Raw genomic sequence first — 23,853 nt, 5'->3', positions numbered from 1 at the left:
TTCGGGCACATGCGGACGGACGCGTCCAGAGCCCGGCGGCTACTGCGCCTCGTGCGCCCCGATCAGCTCCCGGCACCTCTTCACGTCCTCGCCCATCGCGACGAGGAGCGCCTCCAGCGAGTCGAACTTCGCCTGGCCGCGCACGAAGGCGAGGAAGTCGACGGCGACATGGAGGCCGTAGAGGTCGAGGCCGACGCGGTCGATGGCGTACGCCTCGACCGTGCGCTCGGTGCCGTCGAACTGCGGGTTGGTGCCGACGGAGATCGCGGCGGGCATGGCCTCGCCCGCGACGTGCAGCCAGCCGGCGTAGACGCCGTCGGCGGGGATCGCGGTGTGCGGGAGGGTCTCGACGTTGGCCGTCGGGAAGCCCAGTTCGCGGCCGCGCTGGGCGCCGCGTACGACGACGCCCTCGACGCGGTGGGGGCGGCCGAGGATCTCGCGCGCGCCCTCGACATCGCCCTCGGTGACCAGCCGTCGGGTCAGCGTCGAGGAGAACGGCTGACCGCCGCCCGCCTCGCCCGTGACGAACAGGTCGACGACCTCGACCTCGAAGTCGTACGTCTTGCCCTGCTCGGCCAGGAACGCCACGTCCCCGGCGGCCTTGTGTCCGAAGCGGAAGTTGGGGCCCTCGACGACCGCCTTGGCGTGCAGCTTGTCCACCAGCACCTTGACGACGAAGTCGGCCGGGGACAGCCGCGAGAACTCCGTCGTGAAGGGCAGGATCAGGACCGCGTCCACACCCAGCTCGGCCATCAGTTCGGCGCGGCGGTGGTGCGGGGCGAGCAGCGGGGGGTGCGTGCCGGGGCGCACGACCTCGCTGGGGTGCGGGTCGAACGTGACGGCGACGGTGGGAACGCCCAGCTCACGCGCGCGTTCCACGGCGTGGCTGAGGATCAGCTGGTGCCCGCGGTGCACCCCGTCGTAGGAACCGATGGTGACGACGCTGCGCCCCCAGTCCTCGGGGATGTCCTCCAAGCCACGCCAGCGCTGCACTGTGACCGCTCCTCGTCGAACCCGTGTCCGTATTGACGCTTAACCCTTGCGCAGGTCTAAGGGTGCCATGCCCGGTGCTCTCCGCCCGCATCGGCATCCGGCCTGTGACCCGGAGCACGGATCCCGGCGCGCGACGCGGAAGGCGCTTCCCTCCTCACGCGGGCACCCGCACGCCCGGCACCCCCGCCAGGTTCTCGATCATCCGACGGGTGCTGGGGCCGACCACCGCCGCCCATTCCTGGGGCGTGCCGTTGAGCCACCCGGCCACCAGCTCCGCGAAACCGGGCACGTGGCGGGCCAGGTCGACGAGCGCCCAGTCGAAGCGGGTGGCTCCTTCGGGCGTACGGACGAGCAGCAGGCCGATCCGGTGGACCAACACCCGGACGGCCGCGCCCGCGCCCTCGCTCGATCCCGCCGTAAGCGCCGTGCCCGCCACATCCGTCCTACCCGCCGTAACCGCCGTGCCCGCCACATCCGTCCTACCCGCCGTAACCGCCGTGCCCGCGACGACCGCCCGCAGCAGGGCGTCTAGAACGGACGGGTCCCGCTCGGTCGCCATCAGCAGGTCGAGCAGTTCGCGCCGCAGCGGGCCGGAGACCGGGGTGCCCGGCTCGGCGAAGACCGCCGCGAGGGCCGCGCGCACCTGGACGGGACCGTCGACGATGAGGCCGCTGACCAGCGGAAACAATACGGCGCGGGTGCCCGGGCCGTGTTCCAGTCTGCGGTCGACGTACCCGGCGACGTGCCCGGCCACCTCGGGGCGCTGTGCGACGACCTCCCGTACGAGGGTGGTGACGCGGCGCGCGAGGCCGGGCGTGGTGACCTCGGCGAGCGTACGCAGGGCCTCTCCGTCCGAGCCCTCGGCACCCGGCGTGCGCAGTCGCGCGCGGAAGGCGTCCAGGATCGGGTCCGGGTCGGTGGCGAGAGCGGTGACCACGGCGCTCGCGGGCAGCTGCGGGTCACCGGCCGCGAAGCGTTCCAGCGCCTGCGGCAGATACCGCGACCTGGTCAGCGGATCCCGTACGAGCAGGGCGAGGGCGCCACTGTGCAGGGTGACGTCGGCGGGGCGGCCCAGGAGGGCGAGTGCCGCGTAGCGCAGGAGCTCGCGGTCGGCGTCCGTCCGCACGTGCGGAGCGGTCCGCAGCGCGTACGCGAGCCCCGCGACGCGCCGGTCCGGACGGTCGTCGTGCGCCCAGCGGTCGACGGCCCGGCACACCGCGGAGGGCTCCTCCTCGGACAGCACGGCGAGGAGCTCGTCGCCACGTCGGTGCGCGCTGTCGACGAGTGCCTCGGTCAGGTCGTCCAGGGCGCAGCGGCGATGGGTGTGCAGCAGCGCCTGCGCGGCCGTCGCCACGGTGGCGTCCGGGGTCGCGACCAAGGGGGTGTCGTCGGGGAACCAGCGGGTGAGCAGCGGTTGTACGGCGGCGGGGTCGGCCGCGAGCAGCCGGGAGACCGCATCCAGGTAGCGGGGTCCCTCGCCGGTGGCGGGGTCGGCCACGACCAGGCGTCGCAGCAGGTCGAACCGTTCCGCCTCGGGCAGGGGCAGCGAGGCCCAGAAGTCCGGCCCGAACTCGGCCGGCACGCCCCGGCCCTGGGCCCGCCAGGCGCCGATCCGTTCCGTGAGGAACCGCAGCACCCTGGTGTACGGCGTCGCGTCGGGCACCCGGAGCGGGACGTCGGCCAGGAGACGGGTGGCCCACCAGGTGGGGTCGTCGGGGGCGGGGGTGCCCGGGGGCAGCAGGGCGTCCAGGGCGTCGAGCAACTCCTCCAGGCGTCCGGCGAGTTCGGTGGGGCCCTGTTGCCGGCCGAGGAGGAGCAGGGCGTGGACGACGGGGCCGATACGGTGGCGTGGCACGGGGAGGTTACGGGTGGCCCGGCGCGCCTGCCTGCGCACGCGGGCCTCCGAGGGCATCGTGCCCCAGCCCCGCCGTGACTCGGCCTGGGCGACCCAGCCGTGGTGCACCAGCGCGTGCAGGGCGGCGTCGAGGTCCAGGTGGGCGCCCTGGATCCAGTCGGCGAGTTCCTCGTGGGCGAAGCGGTAGCCGTCGCCGGCCGGGACGAGCAGGCCCTCGGTGAGCACGGCGGAGGCCCAGCCGGTGGTGCCGCCGAGCCGCCGTCCCGGCACGGGTCCCCAGGGGAAGACGGCCTCGAACGCCGCCCGGTCCAACTCCCCCTGCCCGGGGCCGAGACATCGCCGGGCGGCCTCGTGCACCTGCCCCGAGACCTGCGCCGCCAGCCGCCGCACGGCAGCCCCTCGCACCCCGTTCACCGCGGCGAGCCGCACGGCGACCCGCAGACACATCAGATCCAGATAGGCACCCAACACGTCGTCCCTGCCGGGGCGGGCTGAGAGGGCGGGGGGTGGGGTGGGGCCACAGGTGTAGGCGGTCGTCGTCGTGTGCTCGGGCGGAGGGGGCTCGGCGGCGAATTGTGGGGGGTGGAGCCGGTGGTGGGCGGGTTCGGACGGGCCCTGGGTGTCCGGGCCCAGGCCGCTGGCCTGAACCCAGTCCTCCTGCTCTTCGTCGGGCCTGGATGCCCAGGTTGGCTCTGTCGGGTGCCCGTCCGGTGGTCCGGCGGAGCCGGCATCCTCGTCGGCCCCGCCGTGCGAGGGGGTCGGCAGGGCCGCTCGGATCTCGGACAGGAGGCGCAGGGTGAGGGGGTGGCGGGCGTCCGCGGCGGTGAGCGCGTCCTCGGGGATGCCGTACCGCAGGCGGGCCCGGCGGGCCTCGCTCTCGGTCAGGTCGCCCAGGCGCACACAGGCCGGCAGCAGCTGCCCCTCCGCGCCGGGAGCCTCCCCGTGCAACAGCTCCGCGGGGAAGTGCGCCCCGGCCCGCTCCCAGTACTCGGCGCGACAGGCCACCACGAGCCGGGCCCCGTTCGCGCGCAGCCATGCGACCGTCCCCGCGGTCCATTCGGCCAACCGGTGCGCGAGCGTCGGCGGCATCTCCTCGGGCCCGTCGAGCAGCAACAGCAGCGGTCGTCCCTCCGCCGCCGCGAGCCGCGCGAGCCGCTCCGGCCGGATGTCCCCCAACTCGCCCTGGTAGCGGCCGGGCAGCCACGGCCGCTCGGCCCCGGCCGCCCCCTCTCCCGCAGCCCCGGCCGAGGAGCCCTCACCGCCGCGGCCACCCGCGGACGCGGCGAAGGCGGCCGAGAAGTCCGACGCGGCCCACCCGCCCGACGTGGCGAACCCGTCCTCCACCCCGGCCCCGGCGGTCCCGACCGACCCCGGCGGCCCATCCGTCCCCCACTCCCCCGAACTCTCCGCGCCCGACCCCGCCGACGATGCCGACGATGCCGACGCGGAGGCCGCCACGATCCGTCCCGCCCGTTCCAGGGCGCGTCGGGCCGCGTCCGCCACGGAGGTGTCGGCGGAGAGAAGGTCGGCGCCCCGGAGCCAGAGGGTGGGGGCGGGGGCGGGACCCCGGCCGCGTCGGGCGGCGAGGGCGGCCAGTTCCGTCGTACGGCCGCTGCCGGGTGGTCCGACGAGACCGAGAACGGTGGCGGGGCCCTCAGCGAAGGCGGTGAACTCCCGTACGACGTCGACCCGTTCGACGGGATCGGCGTCGGCCGCCGCCACGGCCCCGGCACCCGCACTCGCACCCGGCCCGTCCGAGCCCACCGTCGTGGCCGTGAGCTCCAGCACCCCCGCCAGGTTCAGATCCGTCCCGTACGCCGGTACGGTCGCCGCGTTGCGTGCGAGCAGTTCGGCCAGTGGCTGCTCGACCCGCCAGCCGCGCAGGGGCACGGCGAACCCGGTGGACCGGTGCTGTGCCTCCAGGGCCGTGCCGAGGACGCCCAGCACGGCGCCCGTGGTCATGTCGAGCACGGGTCCCCCGGCCGCACCCCCGCCCAGCCGCAGCGCCTCGCTCCCGGCGGTGCCGATCGCCAACTCCAGGGCGCCGCGCAGCAGATGGAAACCGTCGGTCGCGGTGTACGTGACGTCCGCCGTGCCCAGCACCCGTGCCTCGCGCCAGCCGCCGGCCGCGATACGGACGTACGCGCCCGTCTCGACCTCGTCCCGCAGGGCGAACGGCAGCGGGTCCACACACAGGCCGTGGGTGCGGATGAGCGCGAGATCGAGGGCGGGCAGCGGGGTGACCGCGTCGGACGTCACCACACAGACACGGTCGCCGGTGGAGCGCACCACGATCCGGGCCAGCCCGTCCACCGCCTCGTGGCTGGTGACGACCGTGCCGTGGTGGTCGGCGACGAAGCCCGTGCCGCGTGGTCGTCCCGACAGATCGCCGACCCGCACCAGGACTTCGTCCCGCGCCGCCCGGCGGCCGTCGTCGGTTGCCCGACGGCCCCGTACCGCCATGTCCTGACCTCCCCGTCGTACCTGTGTTCCGACGGTAGGCACGTGAAGATCAGCGGAACAGATCGCGCGGCGAACGCGCCCCCTTCCGCTCCCTCGGTTCACTCCGAGCGCCTGCACGTAGGGGTGAATAGCCCCGAGCAGATGGATACACCTCTGGGTGGGGGAACCGAGGGGGGACCGTGGAGCGGCGGGAACAGCTACCCCGTGACCGCCGCTCCACGCTCCGCTGGGTTCGCCGAGTCGTGCCGGGGGCCTGGGGTGCCGGGCTGGGCAGGGGCTGTGCCCCTGTGACCCCCGCCTGGTGACTCGAGCTGCTGCGGTGGGTTCTGCGGGTGCGGGTCGTGCGTGGCTGATCGCGCAGTTCCCCGCGCCCCTAAAAACCTGCAGTGCGCCTCGCGCTGGAAGGCGCACGAGGCCCCACGCGCCACATGCCCGCCGAGCCTCTTGCCCCCACAGGCTCACAGAGCCCCGCGCTCCGCAAAGGCCGCACAGCCCCGCACGGCCAGATGCCCTCACAGCCCCATGACCCGCACAAGCCCACAGAGCCCCATGACCCGCGCAAGCCCGCAGAGCCCCATGACCCGCACAAGCCCGCAGAGTTCGCTGCCCCTCGTGCCCCGCGCCGGCCCGTGGCACAGCGTGCTCCCCCGCAAGCCCCTCGGGCGCGGGCAGGGTCAGCCGAAGACGGCCAGGCTTTTCGCCTTGCCCTTGTGGCTTTCCACCAGGGCCAGGAAGCGGCCCGTGGGGTCGAAGACGGCGGTGGCGCCGCGGGCCGTGTACTCCTCGGGCATGTCCAGGCGGACCCCGTTCAGCAGGAGCCGGGCGCGCTTGTCGTCCACGTCCCATCGGGGGAACGCGGCCGCGGCGGCCTCGGCGACCGGCATGACGGTCAGCTCCTGCTGGAGCTGGTCGAGGGTCCGCGCGGAGTCCAGCTTGTAGGGGCCGACGCGCGTGCGGCGCAGCGCCGTGAGGTGGCCGCCGACGCCGAGGCCCGCGCCCAGATCACGGGCGAGGGCACGGATGTACGTCCCGGAGGAGCACACCACCGACACCACCACGTCGAGAACGGCGGTGCCGTCCTCGGCGACGGCCTCGCGGACGTCGTACACGGCGAAGGAGGAGATGGTGACGGGCCGGGCGGGAATCTCGAAGTCCTCGCCGTCGCGGGCCCGTTTGTACGACCGCACGCCGTCGATCTTGATGGCGCTGACCTTGGACGGCACCTGCATGATCCGGCCGGTCAGCTCGGCCACACCGGCGTCGACCGCGTCCCGGGTGACCTTCGACGCGTCGACCGACGCCGTGATCTCGCCCTCGGCGTCGTCGGTGACCGTCGTCTGTCCGAGCCGGATGGTGCCGAGGTACTCCTTCTCCGTGAGCGCGAGGTGACCGAGGAGCTTGGTCGCCTTCTCCACCCCCAGGACGAGCACTCCGGTGGCCATCGGGTCGAGCGTCCCCGCGTGCCCGACCCGTCGGGTTCGGGCGATGCCCCGCATCTTGGCGACGACATCGTGCGAAGTGAAGCCCGACGGCTTGTCGACGATGACAAGGCCGTCGGGCGTGGTGGTCTTCTGGCGCTGCTGGGTCATTCGGCGGCGGCGTCCTCGTCGGCGGCGTCATCGGCGTCTTCGCCCGGCTTGCGGTACGGGTCGGCCTCACCGGCGTACTTGGCACCCGAGGCGCTCTCGCGCACCTGGGCGTCCGAGGCCCGCGCCTTGTCGAGGAGGTCGTCGATGGTCTTGGCGGTGTCCGGGAGGGCGTCGGCCACGAAGGTGAGCGTCGGCGTGAACTTCACACCGGCGGCACGGCCGACCTCGGAACGGAGGATGCCCTTGGCGCTCTCCAGCCCCGCGGCGGCGGCCGCCCGCTCCTCGTCGTCCCCGTACACCGTGTAGAAGACGGTCGCCTCCCGCAGGTCCCCGGTGACCCGGGTGTCCGTGATGGTGACGTGGGAGCCGAGCCGCGGGTCCTTGATCCCGCGCAGCAGCTTCTGGGCCACCACCTCTCGGATGAGGTCCGCCAGCCTCTTGGCACGCGCGTTGTCGGCCACTGGTCCGTCTCCTAGCTCGTTCTTCGTGACTACTGCTTGTTCAACTGTCCCCGCGCCGCCGGTTCAGTCGTCGTCGCCGTGCAGGCGCCGCCGTACCGACAGCAGCTCCACCTCGGGACGCGCGGCGACCAGCCGTTCGCACCGGTCCAGTACGTCGGTCAGGTGCCCCGTGTCGCCGGAGACGACCGCCAGGCCGATCACGGCCCTGCGGTGCAGATCCATATGGTCGACCTCCGCCACGCTCACCGCGAACTTGCGGTGCAGCTCGGCCACGATGGGGCGGACGACGGAGCGCTTCTCCTTCAGTGACCGTACGTCGCCGAGGAGGAGATCGAAGGACAGAGTCCCCACGTACATGTGTGTATCCGGTTCACCCGCCGGTACGGGATAGATGGCCCACCCGTAGGCCGGGCGGCAACATCAGAACCGTACATCGAAGCCGGTGGGGGCTCGACAGGATTTGTGTCGCCCCCGCCGCCCCTACCCGTCCCGTCCGGAAGGGGCTGCGCCCCTTCGACCCCCAGGCGTCCGTCCGGTGGGGCTTCTCGCGCAGTTCCCCGCGCCCCTGAAAGGCCTGCGGCCGTTTCATCGGGGCGCGGGGAACCGGGCGAAAACGGCCACACCGGCCGGGGGCACCGAATGGCACCCCCGGCCGGCATGAACCACCGCTGGTTACGCCCGCGGCTTCTCGCGCATCTCGTACGTCGCGATGACGTCGTCGACCTTGATGTCGTTGAAGTTTCCGAGGTTGATACCACCCTCGAAGCCTTCGCGGATCTCGGTGACGTCGTCCTTGAAGCGACGCAGACCGGAGATGGTGAGGTTCTCCGCGATGACCTTGCCGTCGCGGACGAGGCGCGCCTTGGTGTTGCGCTTGACCTCGCCCGAGCGGACCAGGACACCGGCGATGTTGCCCAGCTTGGACGACTTGAAGACCTCGCGGATCTCCGCCGTGCCGAGCTCGACCTCCTCGTACTCCGGCTTGAGCATGCCCTTGAGGGCCGCCTCGATCTCCTCGATGGCCTGGTAGATCACCGAGTAGTAGCGGACGTCCACACCCTCGCGCTCGGCCATCTGCGCGGCACGACCGGCCGCGCGGACGTTGAAGCCGATCACGATGGCGTCGGAGCCCATCGCCAGGTCGATGTCGGACTCCGTGACCGCACCGACGCCGCGGTGCAGGACGCGGATGTCGACCTCTTCGCCGACGTCGAGCTGGAGCAGCGAGGACTCGAGGGCCTCCACCGAACCGGACGCGTCGCCCTTGATGATGAGGTTGAGTTCCTGCACCAGACCGGCCTTGAGCGCCTCGTCCAGGTTCTCCAGGGAGAACCGGACGCCACGCCGGGCGAAGTTGGCGTTGCGCTCGCGCGCCGCCCGCTTCTCGGCGATCTGACGGGCCGTACGGTCCTCGTCGACGACCAGGAAGTTGTCGCCGGCGCCCGGGACGTTGGTGAGACCCAGGACCAGGACGGGGGTCGACGGACCCGCTTCCTCGACGTTGTTGCCGTTGTCGTCGAGCATGGCCCGGACTCGGCCGTACGCGTCGCCGACCACCATCGTGTCGCCGATGCGCAGCGTGCCTCGCTGGACCAGGACCGTCGAGACCGCACCGCGGCCACGGTCGAGGTGGGACTCGATCGCGATGCCCTGCGCGTCCTGCTCCGGGTTGGCCCGCAGGTCGAGCGAGGCATCCGCGGTCAGGACCACGGCCTCCAGCAGGCTGTCGATGTTGAGACCCTGCTTGGCGGAGATGTCGACGAACATCGTGTCGCCGCCGTACTCCTCGGCCACCAGACCGTACTCGGTCAGCTGACCGCGCACCTTGGTCGGGTCCGCGCCCTCGACGTCGATCTTGTTGACCGCGACGACGATCGGGACGTCGGCCGCCTTGGCGTGGTTGAGCGCCTCGACCGTCTGCGGCATGACGCCGTCGTTGGCCGCGACGACCAGGATCGCGATGTCGGTCGACTTCGCACCACGGGCACGCATGGCGGTGAACGCCTCGTGACCCGGGGTGTCGATGAAGGTGATCCTGCGCTCTTCGTCGTTGACCTGGGTGGCGACCTGGTACGCACCGATGTGCTGCGTGATACCGCCGGCCTCACCCGCGACGACGTTCGTCTTGCGGATGGTGTCCAGCAGTCGGGTCTTACCGTGGTCGACGTGACCCATGACGGTCACGACCGGCGGACGCGCGACGAGGAACTCCTCGCCACCCTCGTCCTCGCCGAACTCGATGTCGAAGGACTCGAGCAGCTCGCGGTCCTCCTCCTCCGGGCTGACGATCTCGACGACGTAGTTCATCTCGCCGGCGAGCAGCTGGAGGGTCTCGTCGGAGACGGACTGCGTGGCAGTGACCATCTCGCCGAGGTTCATCATCACGGCGACGAGCGACGCCGGGTTGGCGTTGATCTTCTCCGCGAAGTCGGTGAGGGAGGCACCGCGCGACAGGCGGACGGCCTGTCCGTTGCCGCGAGGCAGCATCACGCCGCCGACCGACGGGGCCTGCATGGCCTCGTACTCCTGGCGCCTCTGCCGCTTCGACTTGCGACCGCGACGCGCGGGACCGCCGGGACGGCCGAAGGCGCCCTGCGTGCCACCACGGGCACCCGGACCACCGGGACGGCCACCGAAGCCGGGACGGCCACCGCCGCCGGCACCCGGACCACCGGGACGACCGGCGAAGCCGCCGCCACCACCGGGAGCACCCGGACGACCGGCGAAACCGCCACCGCCGCCGCCACCGGGACGACCGGCGAAGCCGCCGCCGCCACCGGGACGACCGCCGCCACCGCCACCGGGGCGACCGCCGCCACCGGGACCGCGGCCACCGGGGCCACCGCCGCCGGGACGCGGGCCGGCAGCCGGACGCTGCGGCATCATGCCGGGGTTCGGACGGGGGCCACCGGGGCCACCGCCGGGACGGGGACCGCCGCCCTGCGGACGGGGCATGCCGCCCGGGGTCGGACGGGCGCCGCCCGGAGCCTGCGGACGGGGACCGCCGCCGGCACCCTGCGGACGGGGCGCCTGGCCGGGAGCCGCGGGACGCGGACCGCCCTGGGCACCGCCGGGGCCACCCGGGCCGCCGTGTCCACCAGGTCGGGGCGCACCGCCGGGACGGGGGCCCTGCGGGCGACCCATGCCGGTGGAGCCACCGGAGGTGAAGGGGTTGTTACCGGGACGCGGACCCGCGGGACGGGCACCGCCCGGCTTGGGCGCGCCGGGGCCACCGGGACGCTGGCCACCGGGACGCGGCGCCTGGCCGCGGTCCGGACGGTCCTGGCGGTCCGGACGGTCCTGGCGGTCCTGACCCGGACGCTGCTGGCCACCCGGACGCGGCGCACCCGGGCCGGGACGAGCGCCCGGACGCGGGGACGACGGCGGAGCGGACGCGGCGGCCGGTGCCGACGGGGGCGCCGACGGGGGCGCCTGGAACTCGGGCACGCTCGGGGCCGGGGAGGCCGGAGCGGGCTTCGGCGTCGGCGGCTTGGGGCCGGGCGTCGGGCGCGGACCCGGGGCCGGAGCGGCGGGCCGCTCGGCGGCGGGCGGCTTCGGCGCGGCCGGGCCGGGACGAGGCGCGGCCGGACGTGCGGCCTGCGCGGGAGAGGGGGCCGCCGGACGGGCCGGGGCGGCCTTGCGCGGGGCGGGCTTGCCGCCGCCGCTGCCCTGCTGGAGGGCGTCAGTCAGTTTGCGTACAACGGGCGCCTCGATCGTCGAGGACGCCGAACGGACGAATTCACCGAGCTCCTGGAGCTTGGCCATGACGACCTTGCTCTCAACCCCGAACTCCTTGGCGAGTTCGTATACCCGGACCTTAGCCACTTCGCTCCTTTTTAGGTCCGGGTGCGTCCGGACCGTCGCTACTTCATGGGCGTACTCATCGCGTGCTCATCGAGTGCTCATCGCAATCTCGACCTACTTCCAACTCGCGGGGTACCAGGGCCGCACGGAGGTTCCGTGCGACACGTCTTACGGTGTTGCCTGCTCGGCAACTGTTGTCTGCTCCACGTATCGGCGCAACGCCTTTGTGTCGAGCGCTCCCTGGGCACGCAGCGCCCTGGTGAACGCCCGGCGGCGTACCGCCTGGTCGAGACAGACCTGGGCGGGGTGAACGTACGCACCCCGGCCGGGCAGCGTACCGCGATGATCGGGGACACATTCGTCCTCGATCGCCACGACGCGCAGCAGTTCGGTCTTGGCCGCTCGCTGCCTGCACCCCACACAGGTGCGTTCAGGGCATGCGCGGGCACGCGTCCGGCCAGACACTGCTAAGTCTACCTCCCCGCAGCGACCTCACCCCTATGGGGCAAGAATCGAACACCTGCCGCGCGTTAACTGACGTGATCTAAGCGACCTGCGGCTTGGATCTATTCCCTGCCTGCTCCGACGCCTGCTCCGAGGCCGGCTCCGGCACCTACTCCGACGGCTGTTCGGTGTCCGGTCGGATGTCGATCCGCCAGCCGGTGAGACGGGCGGCGAGGCGGGCGTTCTGGCCCTCCTTGCCGATCGCCAGCGACAGCTGGTAGTCGGGCACCGTCACGCGCGCGGAGCGGGCCGCGAGGTCCACCACGTCGACCTTGGAGACCCGGGCCGGGGAGAGGGCGTTCGCCACCATCTCGGCCGGGTCGTCCGACCAGTCGACGATGTCGATCTTCTCACCGTTCAGCTCGCCCATGACGTTGCGCACCCGGCCGCCCATCGGCCCGATGCAGGCGCCCTTGGCGTTCAGGCCGCTGCGGGTGGAGCGGACGGCGATCTTCGTGCGGTGCCCCGCCTCGCGCGCGATGGCGGCGATCTCGACGGACCCGTCGGCGATCTCCGGCACCTCCAGCGCGAAGAGCTTCTTCACCAGATTGGGGTGCGTGCGGGAGAGCGTCACGGACGGGCCGCGCACACCCTTCGCCACCCGTACGACGTACGACCTGAGCCGCATGCCGTGCTGGTAGGTCTCGCCGGGGACCTGCTCCTGCACGGGCAGGATGGCCTCCAGCTTGCCGATGTCGACGAGCACGTTCTTCGGGTCGCGGCCCTGCTGGACGACACCGGTGACGATGTCGCCCTCGCGTCCGGCGTACTCACCGAGCGTGGCGTCGTCCTCGGCGTCCCGCAGTCGCTGCAGGATCACCTGTTTGGCGGTGGTGGCGGCGATACGCCCGAAGTCCGACGGGGTGTCGTCGAACGCGCGTGCCTCCTGCCCCTCCTCCAGGTCCTCGGGGTCCTCCTTCGCCCACACGGTCACATGGCCGGTCTCCCGGTTGAGCTCCACGCGCGCGTGGCGGCGGCTTCCCTCGGTGCGGTGGTAGGCGATGAGGAGGGCCGCCTCGATCGCCTCGACGAGCAGGTCGAAGGAGATCTCCTTCTCCCGCACCAAGCCCCTGAGGGCACTCATGTCGATGTCCACGGCTACGCCTCCTCCTCTTCCGTCATGTCCTTCTGGTCCTTCGTGTCCTTGCGGTTGAACTCGACCTGGACGCGGGCCCTGTCGATCTCCGCGAAGGCGAGCCGGCGGGTGGTGGCCTTGCGGCCCTTCACTCCGGGCACTTCGAGGTCGAGGCCGTCGTCGTCCACGGTCAGGATTCTGGCGATGAGTTCCCCGTCCTCGCGGAGCGTGAACTTCACCAGACGGTCCACGGCACGGCGGTAGTGACGGTGCTCGGTGAGGGCGCGCTCGGCGCCCGGCGTACCGACTTCCAGGGTGTACTCCGACTGGCCCATCGCGTCCGTCTCGTCCAGCTTGGCGGAGACGGCGCGGCTGACGTCGGCGACGGTGTCCAGATCCGCGCCCTCGTCCGAGTCGACGACCACCCGCAGCACCCGTTTACGTCCGACCGAGTCCACTGCGATCTCTTCGAGATCCAGGCCCTGGGAGCGTACGAGCGGTTCCAGCAGTTCTCGCAGCCTCTCGCTCTGGGTGGTGCTCATCCGGGTGACTCCTCGGCCGCGTGTGCTGTTGTGGGTAGGGCGCGTGTCAGGTCAAAGGGTAGCCGCTCCGCTGGGGTGTTGCCGTCCACGAGTTCCCCGTGCCCCTGGGGCAGGTCCTAGCGGGGTACAGCACGTTTCACGGGTACGGTGATCGCACCGCTTCTTTGTTCGTACGACCCCCCGAGGACGTCTGCTGTGTCGTTCAGCTTGTCGTCGCGTGCCCTGTCGGGGCCGCGCAGAAGGAGTTTGCTCGTCGGGGCCGCCGGTGCGGGGCTGCTCGCGGGGTGCTCGTCCGGGGGGGAGGGGTCCGACGGCGGGAGCGGCGCATCGCGGGTGGAGCGGGCACGCGCGCGGGTGGCGCGGGACAGCGAGGGGCTCGTGGCGCGGTACGACCTCGTGATCGCCGCCCATCCGGACCTGGCCGCGCTGCTTTCGCCGCTGCGGGCGGAGGTCGTACGGCACGCCGAGGCGTTCGGGGGCGCGAAGGAGGCGGGCAAGGCAGGCGCGAGCGCGGGGCGCGCGGGCGAGGGGAGCGCTTCTCCGTCCGGTTCGCCCTCCCCGTCCGCATCGGCTTCGGCCTCCCCCGTGCCCGACGACCCCGGGGCCGCACTCGCCGAGCTGGCTGCCGCCGAGCGGGCCCTCGCCGACGAGCGGGCCAAGGCGTTGCAGCGGGTGCCGGGTGAGGTGGCGCGACTGATGGCCTCGGTGGCGGCGTCGGGTGCCGGGCACGCGTACGTGTTGACGGAGGGAGCGAAGTGAGCAGCGGGGAGCTGAAGGCGGTCCAGGCGGCGCTCGGGGCCGAGCACGCCGCCGTGTACGGCTACGGCGTCGTCGGCGGGAAGATCGGCGAGGCGCGGCAGCGCGAGGCCCGGGAGGCGTACGACGCGCACCGGGCCCGCCGGGACACGCTCGCCCGGGCCGTACGGGACCTGGGCGGCAAGCCTGCCGTGGCGGCCGCCGGGTACGCGTTGCCCTTCCGGGTGGTCGATTCCGAGTCCGCCGTGCGGCTCGCCGCGGAGCTGGAGGAGCGCGTGGCCGGTGTGTACTCCGATCTCGTGCGGGCGGCCGAGGGCGAGCGGCGCGCCACGGCCGCCGAGGCGCTGCGGGAGGCGGCGGTGCGGGCGGTGCGGTGGCGGGGCGGAAGCGTAGCCTTCCCTGGTCTCGCCGAGCGGACGGCCGCCGCCGGCCCGTCGGCGACACCCCACACCTGATCACGGCCCTGCTCACGCTCCGGAAGGGAACGACTCGCCCATGGCTCGCATGGCTTTCGAGGACTTCGAACCGCCGCAGCGGCTGGTGCGAGCGCTCGCCGAGACCCGTCGGCCGGAGGGTGGTGACGGCGTCGGCGAGTGGCTGGAAACCCTCCCCGGGCTGCTTCAACAGGCCGTAGATCTACGCGAGTTGACCGTGGAGCGGGTGCAGGCACCCGGTGGCCGCAGCAGTCTCGTACTCCTGGTGCGGATGATCGACGACACCCCTGCCGTGCTGAAGCTGGCGCCCGGGCGGGCCCGGCCGGAGGCCGAGCGGGCGGCCCTCGCGCACTGGGACGGGCGGGGCGCGGTGCAGCTGCTCAACCCCGGGGACAGTCAGGGCGTGCTGCTGCTGGAGCGGCTGCGTCCCGATCTGTCGGTGCGGTCACTGCCCGAGGCGAAGGCACTGCTGGAGGCGGCCGCGACCTTGCGACGGCTGTGGGTCGAGCCGCCCGAGGCGCATGTCTTCGAGACCGTGGCCGAGCGGACGGAGCGGCAGGCGGCGGCCCTGCGGGCGGGCGCCGAGGAGGACTCCGAGGTGCGGGGGCTGGTCGACGCGGCCCTCGGAGTGCGGGCGGAGCTGCTGGAATCCGCGCCCGAGGAGCGGTTGCTGCACGGGACGTTCCGGCAGAGCAAGGTGCTGGCCGGGGAGCGGTTGCCGTGGCTGGCGGTGGGGCCGGATCCGGTGGTGGGCGAGTGCGCGTTCGATCTGGCGCGTCTGGTGCGGGACCGGGTGGAGGATCTGATCGCCTCGCCCTCGGGGGCGGCGATCACTCGGCGGCGGGTGAAGAAGTTGGCCGAGTCGCTCGAGGTGGATCAGGAGCGGTTGCGGGGGTGGACGTTGTTCCGGGCCGTGGAGTCGGGGGTGCGGGCACTGCGCGTGGGGCGGCCCAGGGACGCGGAGTTGTTGCTGGAGTTCGCCGGGTGGCTTTGACCTGGGCGGATGAGGAGCTGAGTCGGTCCGGAGCATTCGGACGGTGACGGTCGTTCGTGGCTGGTCGCGCGGTTCCCCGCGCCCGGCGGCCGCCGCGAGCGTCACCGCCGCCGCGGTGGCGGCCGTAGTCCGGGCGCCTCGGCGGATGCCCGCGACGGCACCTCGTCCTCTGGTCGTCATGACCGTTCCCCTCCGTAGTGACGTTCTGTCACGCCCTACGGTCGGGGAACGGTCCGAGAGAAACCCGCGAGGCGCCTGTAGGCCCCGGGAGAACTCTCTGAGGGTTTGCTTCAGGCGGTCGTGAGGCGGGCGATCGCCTCGTCGACCGTCAGTTCCTCGCGCTCACCGGTGCGGCGGTCCTTCAGCTCCAGGACCCCCTCGGCGGAGCGGCGGCCGGCGACCAGGATCTTCGGTACGCCGATCAGCTCCGAGTCGGTGAACTTCACGCCCGGGGAGACACCCGCCCGGTCGTCGACCAGGACACGGAGGCCGGCCGCCCGGAGCTTCTCGGAGACGTCGAGGGCCAGTTCGGTCTGGAGGGCCTTGCCGGCCGCGACGACGTGGACGTCGGCCGGGGCGACCTCGGCGGGCCAGCACAGGCCCTTGTCGTCGGCGGACTGCTCGGCGAGGGCGGCGACCGCGCGGGAGACGCCGATGCCGTAGGAGCCCATGGTGACGCGGACGGGCTTGCCGTTCTGGCCGAGGACGTCGAGCTTGAGGGCGTCGGCGTACTTGCGGCCGAGCTGGAAGATGTGGCCGATCTCGATGGCGCGGTCCAGCTTGAGGCCGGTGCCGCAGTTGGGGCAGGGGTCGCCCTCCTGGACCACCACGACGTCGACGTACTCGCCGACCTCGAAGTCACGGCCCGCGACGACGTTCTTGGCGTGCGTGCCGGGCTTGTTGGCGCCGGTGATCCAGGAAGTGCCCGGGGCGACGCGCGGGTCGGCGATGTAGGTGACCTTCTCGCCGAGGCCCTGCGGGCCGACATAGCCGCGGACCAGGTCGGGGCGGCCGGCGAAGTCCGCCTCGGTGACCATCTCGACGACCGCCGGGGCGAAGTGCGCCTCGACCTTGCCCATGTCGACCTCGCGGTCGCCGGGGACGCCGACGGCGACGATCTCACCGTCGACCTTCACGAGGAGGTTCTTCAGGGTGGCGGAGGCCTCGACGCCGAGGTGCGCGGCGAGGGTCTCGATGGTCGGGGTGTCCGGGGTCGGGATCTCCTCGAGGGCGGGCACGCCGTCGGTGTCCACCGGCTTCAGTTCGAAGGTGATCGCCTCGGTGTTGGCCGCGAAGTCGCACGCCGGGCAGTCCGCGAAGGTGTCCTCGCCGGCGCCGGCCGGGGCGAGGAACTCCTCGGACTTCGAGCCGCCCATGGCGCCCGCGGTGGCGGCGCAGATGCGGTAGTCGAGGCCGAGGCGCTCGAACACCTTCTGGTACGCCTGGCGGTGCAGGGCGTACGACTGGGCCAGGCCCTCGTCCTCGGTGTCGAAGGAGTACGAGTCCTTCATCAGGAACTCACGGCCGCGCAGGATGCCGGCGCGGGGGCGGGCCTCGTCACGGAACTTCGTCTGGATCTGGTAGAGGATCACCGGCAGATCCTTGTAGGAGGACGCCTGGTCCTTCACGATCAACGTGAAGATCTCCTCGTGGGTGGGGCCGAGGAGGTAGTCGCCGCCCTTGCGGTCCTTCAGACGGAACAGCTCCGGGCCGTACTCGTCCCAGCGGCCCGTCGCCTCGTACGGCTCCTTCGGCAGCAGCGCGGGGAGCAGCACCTCCTGGGCGCCGATCGCGTCCATCTCCTCGCGGACGATCCGCTCCACGTTGGCGAGGACCTTCTTGCCGAGCGGCAGCCAGGTCCACACGCCGGCCGCGGTGCGGCGGACGTAACCGGCGCGGACGAGGAGTTTGTGGCTGAGCACCTCGGCGTCCGCGGGGTCGTCGCGCAGCGTCTTCGCCATCAACTGGGACATGCGCTGGACCGGTGCGTTCGCCATGGCTTCTCGTACTCCTGCCGGGATGGGGTGATGGCAGGAGGTTAGCCGGGGGGCGGGGGCCCGTGGAAATCCGGTGGTGGCGGTGAGGGGGTGGCGGGTCGGCTACCTGCGGCGCAGGGGCAGGGCGGCGCCCATCACCGCGTACGGCTTGGGAGCGCTGGGGAAGACGACCCGGCGGGCCAGGTCGGTGTAGCCGAGGGAGTGGTAGAGGCCGCGGGCCGGGCTGTCGACGTCGATCGCGGAGAGGATCGAACGGGGTTCGACGGCGCTGTCGGTGATGGTGGTGATGAGGGCGCGGCCGATGCCGTGGTTCTGGTGGCGGGGGTGGACGTGCAGTTCGGTGATGACGAAGGAGTCGTCCAGCCAGTGGTCGTGGCCGAGGGCGCGGAGGTAGGGCTCGACGACGGTGGACCACCAGTGGGTGCGGTCGTTGGGCATGCCGTAGACGAAGCCGACGAGCCGCCCTTCGGACGTGGCGCCGAGTGCCCTCGCTCCCGGGTACGTCATGTGACGGAGGACGATCTGGCGGCGGACGGCCACCTCGTCCGGGCCCAGGCCGAAGGCTACGGCTTGTACGGCTAGGGCCTCGTCTACGTGGGCGGAGAGGTCCAAGGGGCCGATGACGAGGTCCATGTTGCGGATGCTACAGGGGGGTTCGGGTTGTCTGCGGGGCGCGGGCGGGATGTGGCTGGTCGCGCAGTTCCCCGCGCCCCTTCAGGGCGCGTTCCTTGCCCGGCGCTCAGTGGTTGAGCCGTTGAGCCTCCTTGGCCGATCGCTCAGAACAGCACGCTCATGAACGCGCCCACCTCTTGGAAGCCCACCCTCTGGTACGTGCGCCGCGCCGCCGTGTTGAAGTCGTTGACGTACAGGCTGACCAACGGGGCCACGTCGGCGAGGGCGTAGCGGAGGACCGCTGCCATGCCGGGGGCCGCGAGGCCCTGGCCCCGGTACTCGGGGGCGACCCAGACGCCCTGGATCTGGCAGGCCTTTGGGGTGGCGGCGCCGATCTCGGCCTTGAAGGCGACGCGGCCGTCGGCGTCGAGGCGGGCGAACGAGCGGCCGGAGCCCACGAGTTCGGCGACCCGGGCCTGGTAGAGGAGTCCGCCGTCGCCGGCCAGCGGGGAGACGCCCACCTCCTCGGTGAACATCGCGACGCACGCCGGCATGATCGTGTCCATCTCGTCCTTGCGGATCCGGCGGACGTACGGGTCGGGTGTGACCTCGGCGGGGTCGGGCAGCCGGTCGGTGACCATGAGGGGCTGGTGCGAGCGGACCTCACGGGCCGGGCCCCAGCTGGGTTCGAGGAGGCGCCAGAGCTGGGCGGTGGGTTCGGCGGGGCCGACGACCGAGGAGCAGCGGCGGCCGGCCCGGCGGGCGCGGTCGGCGAAGGCGCGCACGGCGCGGGGGGTGGCGCAGATGGGGACGAGGTTGGCGCCGGCGTAGCAGAGGGAGGTCAGGGCGCCGTCCTCGTACCAGCCCCACATCTCGCCGCCCAGCCGCCACGGGTCCAGCCCGGCGACCTGGACGCGGGAGGTCACGAAGGCGTTCGCGACGGGGTCTCGGTCCAGGACGGCGAGTGCGGCGTCCAGGTCACTCGGTTCGAGGACCCTGGTGGTGGTCTGGGTCAACACGTGCGGGGGCCTCACCCTGGGGTCTGCGCTGGTCTCCGCACGATACCCTGCCGGGCTGTGGCGGGGCGTCCTGCGGCTGCGCCGCGGCCGGGGGCGCCTGGTAGCTCGGGGGCTACTGCGCTTAGGCGGGTGCGGGTGCGTCGTGGCTTGTTGCGCAGTTCCCCGCGCCCCCGAGGGGGCCTGCGGCCCCTCAGCCCGCTACCGCCACCGTCGGTTCGCCCGACGTGACTCCGTCTGCTTCCATCTGTTCGGCGATCTTCATCGCTTCCTCGATGAGGGTCTCGACGATCTTGGACTCGGGGACGGTCTTGATGACCTCGCCCTTGACGAAGATCTGGCCCTTGCCGTTGCCGGAGGCGACGCCGAGGTCGGCCTCGCGGGCCTCGCCGGGGCCGTTGACGACGCAGCCCATGACGGCGACGCGGAGGGGGACCTCCATGCCGGTGAGGCCGGCGGTGACCTCTTCGGCGAGCTTGTAGACGTCGACCTGGGCGCGGCCGCAGGAGGGGCAGGAGACGATCTCGAGGCGGCGCGGCTTGAGGTTCAGCGACTCCAGGATCTGGTTGCCGACCTTGATCTCCTCGACCGGCGGGGCCGAGAGGGAGACGCGGATGGTGTCGCCGATGCCCTCGGAGAGGAGCGCGCCGAAGGCCACCGCCGACTTGATGGTGCCCTGGAAGGCGGGGCCCGCCTCGGTGACGCCGAGGTGGAGGGGGTAGTCGCACTGGGCGGCGAGCTGGCGGTAGGCGTTGACCATGACGACCGGGTCGTTGTGCTTGACCGAGATCTTGATGTCGCGGAAGCCGTGCTCCTCGAAGAGGGAGGCCTCCCAGAGGGCGGACTCGACGAGCGCCTCGGGGGTGGCCTTGCCGTACTTCTGGAGGAGGCGACGGTCGAGGGAGCCCGCGTTGACGCCGATGCGGATCGGGGTGCCGTGGTCGTTCGCCGCCTGGGCGATCTCCTTGACCTTGTCGTCGAACTGCTTGATGTTGCCCGGGTTGACGCGGACGGCGGCGCAGCCGGCCTCGATCGCGGCGAAGACGTACTTCGGCTGGAAGTGGATGTCGGCGATGACCGGGATCTGCGACTTCTTGGCGATCACCGGGAGGGCGTCGGCGTCGTCCTGCGTCGGGCAGGCGACCCGGACGATCTGGCAGCCGGAGGCCGTCAGCTCGGCGATCTGCTGCAGCGTGGCGCCGATGTCCGACGTACGGGTGGTGGTCATCGACTGGACCGACACCGGGGCGTCTCCACCGACGGCCACGGACCCGACCTGGATCTGCCGGCTCTTGCGGCGCTCGGCGAGCTTGGTCGGAACGGACGGCATGCCGAGAGAAATCGCAGTCATCTGCTGTGCAACCCCAAGTTGTGGATCAGGATCGGGTCCCGGTAAGGGCGGGCTCCAGGCTTCGAGATTACGGCACGGGCGTGGGCGCGGGCACATCACCGTCCGGCGGCCGGGCTCCACCGCGTGAGTGTGCCCGGCCGCCGTGAACGTCGGATGACTACGAGATGCGCACCGGGTTCACGAGGTCCGCGATCAGGACCAGGAGGGTGAAGCAGACGAAGATGCCGGCCACGACGTAGGCGACGGGCATCAGCTTCGCCACGTCGAACGGGCCGGGGTCGGGCCGGCGGAGCACCTTGGCCGCGTTGCGGCGCAGCGACTCCCACAGGGCGCCCGCGATGTGGCCGCCGTCGAGCGGCAGGAGCGGGAGCATGTTGAACAGGAAGAGGGAGAGGTTGAAGCCGGCCAGCAGGATGAGGAAGCTGGCGAGCTGCTGGGTGGCGGGGATGTCCATGGTGAAGATCTCGCCGCCGACGCGGGCCGCGCCGACCACGCCCATGGGGGAGTCGGCCTCGCGCTCGCCGTCGCCGAAGGTGGCGTCCCACAGGGCGGGGACCTTGGAGGGCAGGGCGAGCAGGGACTCGACGCCGTTCTCCATCATGTCGCCCATGCGGTCGACCGACTCGCCGAAGGAGAGCGGGACGATGCCGGAGGCGGGGGTGAAGCCGAACCAGCCGGCGGAGACGTACTTGTCCGCGACGTAGCCGCCGTTGCCGTCGGTCTTGCTGACCTGGTTCTTCACCAGGGTGGCGGTGAGGTCGAGCTGCTTGCCGTCACGGTCGACGGTGACGGTGACCTGCTCGCCGGGGTTGGAGCGGATGTCGGACTGCAGGGCGGCCCAGTCGTCGACGGGCTCGCCGTTGAACGCGACGATCTTGTCGCCCGGCTTCAGGCCCGCGGCCTTGGCGGGGGCCTCCTCGTCGCCGGTCCGGCACTTGGAGCGGTTCTCGCTGGCCTCGATGACGCAGTCGGAGACCTTGCTGACCGTGGTCGTCTGGGTCTGCGCGCCGAACGTCATCATCACGCCGACGAAGATCACGACGGCCAGGACCAGGTTCATGAAGGGGCCGGCGAACATCACGATCACGCGCTTCCACGGCTTGCGCGTGTAGAAGAGGCGCTTCTCGTCGCCGGGCTGCAGCTCCTCGAAGGAGGCCGCGCGGGCGTCCTCGATCATCACGCGCCACGGGGAGGTCGAGCGGCTCTCGATCCGGCCGTCCTCGCCGGGCGGGATCATGCCGATCATGCGAATGTAGCCGCCGAGCGGGATCGCCTTGACGCCGTACTCGGTCTCGCCCTTCTTCTTCGACCAGAGGGTGGGTCCGAAGCCCACCATGAACTGGGGCACGCGGACGCCGAAGAGCTTGGCGGTCGAGAAGTGGCCCAGCTCGTGCCACGCGATCGAGAACGCCAGGCCGATCACGAAGACCACTATGCCGAGGATGAACATCAGGGTCGTCATGCACGGGCCTCCGCGGTCGTCCGCTCGGTGGGTTTGCCGGTCGAGATGGTCGATGTGGTCAGCTCACGGGCCCTGGCTCGCGCCCAGGTCTCCGCTTCGAGGACGTCCGCCACGGTGAGGGAAGTTCCCGCCGCGGGGGTGCCGTGCTCCTCGACGACCCGTGTGACGGTCTCCATGATCGCGTCGAACCGGAGACCGCCGTGCAGGAACGCGTCGACGCACTCCTCGTTCGCCGCATTGAACACCGCCGGGGCGGTGCCCGCGAGCTCTCCCACGTGCCGGGCGAGCCCGACGGACGGGAACGCTTCGTTGTCGAGGGGGAAGAACTCCCAGGTGGACGCCTTGGTCCAGTCGAAGGCGGGCGCGGCGTCGGGGACGCGCTGCGGCCAGCCGAGGCCGATGGCGATGGGACCGCGCATGTCGGGGGGCGTCGCCTGGGCCATCGTCGATCCGTCCGTGAACTCAACCATCGAGTGGACATACGACTGGGGGTGCACGACGACCTCAATGCGGTCGAAGGGAATGTCGTAGAGGAGGTGCGCCTCGATGACCTCCAGGCCCTTGTTGACGAGGGTCGCGGAGTTCACGGTGATGACCGGGCCCATGGCCCAGGTGGGGTGCGCGAGCGCGTCGGCGGGTGTCACGTCGGCCAGTTCCGCCTTCGTACGGCCGCGGAAAGGGCCCCCGGAGGCGGTGACGACGAGTTTGCGTACGTCGGCCCGGGTGCCGGAGGCGAGGGCCTGGAAGAGGGCGGCGTGCTCGGAGTCGACCGGGATGATCTGACCCGGCTTCGCCACGGCCTTCACCAGCGGGCCGCCGACGATGAGCGACTCCTTGTTGGCGAGCGCGAGGGTGCGGCCGGCTTCCAGGGCGGCAAGGGTCGGGGCGAGGCCGATGGAGCCGGTGATGCCGTTGAGCACGGTGTGGCAGTCGGAGGCGGCGAGGTGGGTGGCGGCGTCCGGGCCGGCGAGGATCTCGGGCAGCGGCTCGGCGGTGCCGTACGCCGTGGTCAGGGCCTCGCGCAGGGCCGGTACGGCGTCCTCGCGGGCGACGGCGACGGTCCGCACCCGCAGGCGGTGTGCCTGCTCGGCCAGCAGCTCCACCCGCCCTCCGGCGGCGGAGAGCCCGGTGACGCGGAAGCGGTCCGGGTTGCGCAGGACGAGGTCGATGGCCTGGGTGCCGATCGATCCGGTCGATCCGAGGATCACTACGTCCCGTACGCCGTCGACCGGGTCGTAGACGAGATGCGGATCGGCGAGAGGGGCTGGACTGTCGCTCATCCCCCCATTGTGGCCGCATCCGGTGCCCGTCAGGACCGCGCGTCCCCCTGATGACCCGCTTCGTGCCGTCTGTGATTGACGGGGCTGTTTCTCCGTTTGTGAAGCACGCGTGAAGAAGGGGTGATATGACTTCTGACCGGTTGATCCGATTGTCCGATCAACCGATCTGAACGAGGACCCTGGGGGGATCCATGCACAAGCGCATACGCGCTGCCCTGCCCGCGCTCGCCGGAGCGGTGGCCCTGACCGGCACGCTGCTGAGCAGCCCGGCCGAAGCGGCGGGCGGGGTGATCATCTACCGCGTGTACTTCGACAGTCCCGGCAAGGACACGCGGACGAACGCGCAGTACAACGGCGAGTGGGTGCAGATCAAGAACACGAGTTCGTCGGCGATCTCGCTCAAGGGCTGGGTGCTGAAGGACCTCGACAACCACAAGTACACGTTCCCGAACATCAAGATCGGGGCGAAGAAGTACATCAAGGTCCGCACGGGGTCGGGCACGGACACGACCGCGACCAAGTACCAGAACCGCAAGGCCTACGTCTGGAACAACACCAGCGACACGGCGAAGCTGACGAAGTCGAACGGGTCGACGGTGGATTCCTGCTCGTGGACGACCCGGGACGCCAGCGACAAGTACTGCTAGGGACGAGGACAGCGTCCG

At 71.9% G+C, this 23,853-nt stretch carries 19 protein-coding genes; 4 read left to right on the top strand and 15 right to left on the bottom strand.

The features are described from left to right. Positions 1 to 39: 39 nt before the first annotated feature. From PUR53_RS21610 to rimP, 9 genes are all read right to left on the bottom strand, one after another. Entirely contained in the window at positions 40 to 993 is a 954-nt protein-coding gene (locus tag PUR53_RS21610; protein WP_329898918.1) for a bifunctional riboflavin kinase/FAD synthetase, read from the bottom strand. Between the two features lie 154 nt (positions 994 to 1,147). Continuing rightward, positions 1,148 to 5,311 (bottom strand): trypsin-like peptidase domain-containing protein, encoded by a 4,164-nt coding sequence (locus PUR53_RS21605; protein WP_329909334.1) that lies wholly within the window; start codon positions 5,309 to 5,311, stop codon positions 1,148 to 1,150. A 674-nt stretch (positions 5,312 to 5,985) separates the two neighbouring features. Further along, positions 5,986 to 6,900, bottom strand: coding sequence for a tRNA pseudouridine(55) synthase TruB (gene truB / locus PUR53_RS21600; RefSeq protein ID WP_329909333.1), 915 nt, complete (start codon positions 6,898 to 6,900; stop codon positions 5,986 to 5,988). After that, the gene (gene rbfA / locus PUR53_RS21595) at positions 6,897 to 7,361 is read right to left on the bottom strand and encodes a 30S ribosome-binding factor RbfA (RefSeq protein WP_329898915.1); all 465 of its coding nucleotides are present in this window, start codon (positions 7,359 to 7,361) and stop codon (positions 6,897 to 6,899) included. Before rbfA ends, truB begins: the two co-directional genes overlap by 4 nt. A gap of 63 nt (positions 7,362 to 7,424) precedes the next feature. Further along, a complete protein-coding gene (locus PUR53_RS21590) occupies positions 7,425 to 7,718 on the bottom strand; it encodes a DUF503 domain-containing protein (RefSeq protein ID WP_152172010.1) in 294 nt (97 codons plus the stop codon). A 315-nt stretch (positions 7,719 to 8,033) separates the two neighbouring features. Beyond that, positions 8,034 to 11,186, bottom strand: a complete 3,153-nt coding sequence (gene infB / locus PUR53_RS21585; protein WP_329898914.1) for a translation initiation factor IF-2 — start codon at positions 11,184 to 11,186, stop codon at positions 8,034 to 8,036. Positions 11,187 to 11,333: 147 nt separating this feature from the next. Beyond that, complete coding sequence (locus PUR53_RS21580; RefSeq protein ID WP_215449264.1) at positions 11,334 to 11,630, bottom strand: YlxR family protein; 297 nt, start codon at positions 11,628 to 11,630, stop codon at positions 11,334 to 11,336. Between the two features lie 148 nt (positions 11,631 to 11,778). Further along, positions 11,779 to 12,765 carry a transcription termination factor NusA gene (nusA, locus tag PUR53_RS21575; RefSeq protein WP_033527005.1) on the bottom strand — a complete coding sequence of 329 codons (987 nt, stop codon included), beginning with the start codon at positions 12,763 to 12,765 and terminating at the stop codon, positions 11,779 to 11,781. A 2-nt stretch (positions 12,766 to 12,767) separates the two neighbouring features. After that, positions 12,768 to 13,286: a ribosome maturation factor RimP gene (gene rimP / locus PUR53_RS21570; RefSeq protein ID WP_329898913.1), complete on the bottom strand. Its 519-nt coding sequence runs from the start codon at positions 13,284 to 13,286 to the stop codon at positions 12,768 to 12,770. A gap of 246 nt (positions 13,287 to 13,532) precedes the next feature. On the opposite strand from rimP, the gene PUR53_RS21565 reads away from it, so the two are divergent. Genes PUR53_RS21565 through PUR53_RS21555 form a run of 3 tightly spaced genes read left to right on the top strand, consistent with a single transcriptional unit; the run spans position 13,533 to position 15,470 of the window. Beyond that, positions 13,533 to 14,045: a hypothetical protein gene (locus tag PUR53_RS21565; RefSeq protein WP_329909331.1), complete on the top strand. Its 513-nt coding sequence runs from the start codon at positions 13,533 to 13,535 to the stop codon at positions 14,043 to 14,045. Then, entirely contained in the window at positions 14,042 to 14,497 is a 456-nt protein-coding gene (locus tag PUR53_RS21560; RefSeq protein ID WP_329898911.1) for a ferritin-like domain-containing protein, read from the top strand. The genes PUR53_RS21565 and PUR53_RS21560 overlap by 4 nt, the downstream gene beginning before the upstream one ends. A 40-nt stretch (positions 14,498 to 14,537) precedes the next feature. Further along, on the top strand, positions 14,538 to 15,470 hold the full coding sequence (locus tag PUR53_RS21555; RefSeq protein WP_329898910.1) for an aminoglycoside phosphotransferase family protein: 933 nt from the start codon (positions 14,538 to 14,540) through the stop codon (positions 15,468 to 15,470). A 290-nt stretch (positions 15,471 to 15,760) separates the two neighbouring features. On the opposite strand, the gene PUR53_RS21550 is transcribed toward PUR53_RS21555, so the two are convergent. From PUR53_RS21550 to dxr, 6 genes are all read right to left on the bottom strand, one after another. Then, positions 15,761 to 17,467 (bottom strand): proline--tRNA ligase, encoded by a 1,707-nt coding sequence (locus tag PUR53_RS21550; protein ID WP_329898909.1) that lies wholly within the window; start codon positions 17,465 to 17,467, stop codon positions 15,761 to 15,763. 102 nt (positions 17,468 to 17,569) lie between these two features. Continuing rightward, positions 17,570 to 18,100, bottom strand: coding sequence for a GNAT family N-acetyltransferase (locus PUR53_RS21545; RefSeq protein ID WP_329898908.1), 531 nt, complete (start codon positions 18,098 to 18,100; stop codon positions 17,570 to 17,572). A gap of 143 nt (positions 18,101 to 18,243) precedes the next feature. Further along, positions 18,244 to 19,098 carry a GNAT family N-acetyltransferase gene (locus PUR53_RS21540; RefSeq protein WP_329898907.1) on the bottom strand — a complete coding sequence of 285 codons (855 nt, stop codon included), beginning with the start codon at positions 19,096 to 19,098 and terminating at the stop codon, positions 18,244 to 18,246. A 190-nt stretch (positions 19,099 to 19,288) separates the two neighbouring features. Next, a complete protein-coding gene (ispG, locus tag PUR53_RS21535; protein WP_239757556.1) occupies positions 19,289 to 20,446 on the bottom strand; it encodes a flavodoxin-dependent (E)-4-hydroxy-3-methylbut-2-enyl-diphosphate synthase in 1,158 nt (385 codons plus the stop codon). 157 nt (positions 20,447 to 20,603) lie between these two features. Next, complete coding sequence (locus tag PUR53_RS21530; protein WP_329898906.1) at positions 20,604 to 21,908, bottom strand: M50 family metallopeptidase; 1,305 nt, start codon at positions 21,906 to 21,908, stop codon at positions 20,604 to 20,606. Further along, complete coding sequence (gene dxr / locus PUR53_RS21525; protein ID WP_329898905.1) at positions 21,905 to 23,188, bottom strand: 1-deoxy-D-xylulose-5-phosphate reductoisomerase; 1,284 nt, start codon at positions 23,186 to 23,188, stop codon at positions 21,905 to 21,907. Before dxr ends, PUR53_RS21530 begins: the two co-directional genes overlap by 4 nt. A 191-nt stretch (positions 23,189 to 23,379) precedes the next feature. On the opposite strand from dxr, the gene PUR53_RS21520 reads away from it, so the two are divergent. After that, positions 23,380 to 23,835, top strand: a complete 456-nt coding sequence (locus PUR53_RS21520; protein ID WP_329898904.1) for a lamin tail domain-containing protein — start codon at positions 23,380 to 23,382, stop codon at positions 23,833 to 23,835. Positions 23,836 to 23,853 lie beyond the last annotated feature (18 nt).

Origin of the sequence: Streptomyces sp. SP18BB07 (genome assembly GCF_036322545.1) — a bacterium.
Lineage (GTDB): Bacteria > Actinomycetota > Actinomycetes > Streptomycetales > Streptomycetaceae > Streptomyces > Streptomyces deccanensis.
This window is presented reverse-complemented; position numbering and strand designations above follow the sequence as displayed.